Here is a 3835-nt window from a genome sequence, read left to right on the forward strand (position 1 = left end):
TCTTCGTCTTTGTTATCCTTGCTCATTTTGTACCTCCCTATATATATCAATAAAAACCTTCTTAGCTCGAAAGATAATTGTTTTTACCGTGCCTGTATTTAATTCTGCTATTTTTCCAATATCTTTATAGCGTAAATCAAATATGTATTTGAGTATCAAAAACTCCTTATAACGTTTTGGCATCTTTTCAAGGGCGTTTATTACTTCTTCGCTAATCTCTTTCTGAACCAACACTTCTTCTGGCAATAAACCTTGTTTTATCTTTTCAAATAATTGTAATTCTAACGATGCTTTATCCTTTACTTTGTTTCTTCTTAATAAATCATAGTATCGATTGAGTGATACTCTAAAAAGCCAACTTTGAACCTTTTCAGGAGAAATAGCATTAATATTCTCTATTAATTTTAATGCTGCTTCTTGTACAATGTCCTCGGCATCCTGCCTTGATGCACCTTGTTTTATTAGATAATGGAATATCAGTTTTAGTTGGCTGTTTAGGTGTCTTTGAAATTCAGTATCATCCATTCCTGACCTCCTTCCTTAACTTTATAACGAATTTGTCATCCAAATGGTTTACATCTTTAATAAAATAAAAAAAGGAGAGTCAACATTCAACTCTCACAAAAATATTGTTAGATAATTAGGCAGATTTTCTTTTATAGTTTGTAACAGAATTATAAGTCTTCCATCCCCAGCTAAACATAACGAAACCAACTAAGCCACCGAGAGTATTTAGAATTAAATCATCTACATTAAATGTCCTTCCAACTGTAAATCCTAAAGACTCTAAAATTAGTTGATAAGACTCAATAAACAAACTTACTAAAAAAGTGATAAAAATAGCCTTTTTAATGCTATTAATCCTAAATAATAATGATAAATATGCTCCTAATGGTAGCAACATTATCAAATTAAAAAAGGATAACTTTACTGCATTCCAAAAATACCAACTATTACCCCTATCATTAAGTAAGTATAGGTCGTAAATAAAGTAGAACGGAATAAATTGTATTTTTACATATGTATCTTCTATTGGTGGATAGAAAAGTATTCCAACTGTAAAATGCACAACATGAATTAGGTAGAAAATAAAGCTATAAAAAATAATTCTCTTTTTAATATTTTTAAATCTGTTACTTATGAGGTCTATTAGTATGTAGAGTGCTAGAACAATTGAACCCAAAAAAGTTATAAAAGATAAAAACATTATTCCCCCCCTCTCCTAATTTGTCGATTTAGGGAATACTCTTACTTTGAAAAAGCTAGTACCCTTAATTATTGCATTTATTATAAGATAGCCAATAACACTACCTAATGTGTTTAGTAAAATATCGTCAATATCAAATTGACCTACTCTTAGTGTGAATTGTAGAAGTTCTATTGTAAAACTTATAATTAAAGTACAAATCACCATTTTTGACAAAGTATTAAATTTTTTAAATAAGATAGTAAGAAATATTCCTAAAGGAATAAAGATAAGAACGTTTCCTATTGTGTTTTCGATTACGATATTTAAGTTATAATTCTGGTTGTTTACTATGTAATTATAAGTGTTGCTAAAAGGAATAATATTAGCATTTATTTGCCAAACCTCAATATCTAGAAAACCATTTGAATTGGGTGGAGTATAAAAATAACGATTAATAAGTTCATAATTATTAGAAACAGCATGGTTGTAATCACTAATACGAATTATTATTCGTTGAAATAACAGATTAAACAGGATAATGAATGCGTACAAACAAAATAAAGTCCATGTACCTATTTTTACTATTTTATAATAGGGGGATAAAGATTTTTGAAAATCATTTCTCAATTGTTTAGGTTGTCCAAAACTTTCTATTGCTTTTTTTGTAGCTGCTTCATCAGAAAGCCCTCGCTCTATATAATCATCTTTTAATAAGTTTATATGGTCTGTTATTTCTTCAGCTATATCACTTTTTTCTTCCTCACTACAATTTAGTTCACTAACAATTTCTTTAACAAACAACTCGATGTTCTTATCCACGCCATGCCCTCCGAACATACTTTTATTAAATTATTTACTTTTTTCCATTCCGAAAGTTTTCTTTCTAACTCTGTTTTACCCCCATCCGTTATTTGATAATATTTTCTTCTTGCACCCACTTCTGTGTTATCCCAATATGATTTAAGCCATTTTTTGTTTTCTAATCTTTTCAATGCAGGATATAACGTTCCTTCACTCATATTATAAAGTTCATTACTATTTTCCTTTAATGTTTTTACCATTTCATACCCATACATATCCCGTTTACTTAGGATTGAAAGGAGTAAAATATCAATACTTCCTTTCATTATTTCTTTATCCATAATCAATATCACCCCATTATTAAGTAATAAATTTCCATTACATCGTATCACCTTATACATCGTATTACAAGGTTAAGATCTATAAAGTTGCTAATTTCCATTTTAAGTAAAGTTAATATATTAAAATCATACGTAAAAGTATCTCTAGTAACTTACTTTTTTAATAAATCATACGTATAAATTATTTAAAAGGATTGTAGGTGCATAACACTTTTTTTTGATAAAACATCTCTTTTATATTAAGAAACCCCATACACAATAGTATGAGGTCTAATTATTTATTTTGTGTTTGGAATACTTGGTAACATTAGGTTTGTGTTATTATCATTTTAAAATTTACGTTACACCTAAGGTTATTCAAATATTTCATATTACATTTATATGTTTATGCTCTATTCTTAATATAGTAGGCTCTCGATAATTAGTTAATCCGTATAAAATTAATAATATCTCCCAAATTGGTAAATATTCCTCAAAAACCTTTAATTGTTTAATGTACTGATGGTCAGAATTATTATCCTTATTATCTTGTCTAGCCTTTGCTAATTCCAATGAGCGTTCAGTAAATAGTCTTTTGAAATTATACACAAGACTAAATATGTCAGTTTCACTTAATCCATAGCAGAATACTAGTTCATCTTTTTCATTTAAATTATCAAGATATTCTTTGATTATATTGTCTGAAACTTGTACTACACAACCATGTGACTCATATATGTATTTAAAACCCATACTATTAAGAAATGATGCAAAATCTTCTTTATATGCTTTAACAGAGGGATTTTTTGTTTTAAACCTCAAATCTCTAAGATTAACATTATGCTTATTACATAATTCTCTTTTGTGATTAGCGATTTCAGTTAATTCATGTTCTGTTAATACTCTTCTTTCTTTATTTAACAGACAACCATACCACTCTTTTTTGTAAATTATGATTTTATGTTTCTCTAACTTATGAAATACCGATGCTAAATTTCTTTTTAGTTTATCGGTTTCAACGTTAATAAAATGCTCTAACATATCTTTAGTAGTAGCGTTATTTGGATATTTTTCTTCTAATAACTTTAGATGTTCTTGCATTACAAGTTTGTTATTAGAAGCATTAACAATTTGCCAATCAATTAAGCCAATGCTTACTAACCATTTACTTAGTGACATTGTTAGAAATTTGTTCTTGCAGTTTTTTAGTACAAAATCCAGCACTAAACTGTTTATTTCATACTCATAAATTAATTTTGTTCCATTATCTTTTCTTTTGTCTTCCCTTGCTATTTCATAATCATATTCACCACTACAAGTTATTATCCTTTTCCTTCCTCTTCCCTCAATTATGACAGTTGCAAAATATTGTTTCATTGTCTTAATTAAGGCTGTAAATTGTGTAGGTTTTAAGTTCCCCTTATTCTTAATGATTGCCTCCTTCTGTTTCGGTGTTTGTCAATATAGTTGTCGCATTTAGTTACTTTAGTGTTCAGTCAAGGCTACCGCGCTACGCTTGCTGGCC

5 protein-coding genes are annotated in these 3835 nt (G+C 28.4%); all 5 read right to left on the reverse strand.

Annotated elements, in window-relative coordinates:
- Window positions 1-12: 12 nt before the first annotated feature.
- Complete coding sequence (locus PQ474_RS25665) at window positions 13-525, reverse strand: RNA polymerase sigma factor (protein WP_273848415.1); 513 nt, start codon at window positions 523-525, stop codon at window positions 13-15.
- A gap of 115 nt (window positions 526-640) precedes the next feature.
- Window positions 641-1207, reverse strand: coding sequence for a VanZ family protein (locus PQ474_RS25670; RefSeq protein WP_273848416.1), 567 nt, complete (start codon window positions 1205-1207; stop codon window positions 641-643).
- A gap of 15 nt (window positions 1208-1222) precedes the next feature.
- Entirely contained in the window at window positions 1223-2008 is a 786-nt protein-coding gene (locus tag PQ474_RS25675; protein ID WP_273848417.1) for a VanZ family protein, read from the reverse strand.
- Window positions 1960-2331, reverse strand: coding sequence for a PadR family transcriptional regulator (locus tag PQ474_RS25680; RefSeq protein ID WP_273848418.1), 372 nt, complete (start codon window positions 2329-2331; stop codon window positions 1960-1962). The genes PQ474_RS25675 and PQ474_RS25680 overlap by 49 nt, the downstream gene beginning before the upstream one ends.
- Window positions 2332-2697: 366 nt before the next feature.
- Window positions 2698-3687 carry a hypothetical protein gene (locus PQ474_RS25685; RefSeq protein WP_273848419.1) on the reverse strand — a complete coding sequence of 330 codons (990 nt, stop codon included), beginning with the start codon at window positions 3685-3687 and terminating at the stop codon, window positions 2698-2700.
- Window positions 3688-3835: the final 148 nt, after the last annotated feature.

The organism is Halalkalibacter alkalisediminis (assembly GCF_028610705.1).
Taxonomy (GTDB): Bacteria; Bacillota; Bacilli; order Bacillales; family Bacillaceae_D; genus Halalkalibacter; species Halalkalibacter alkalisediminis.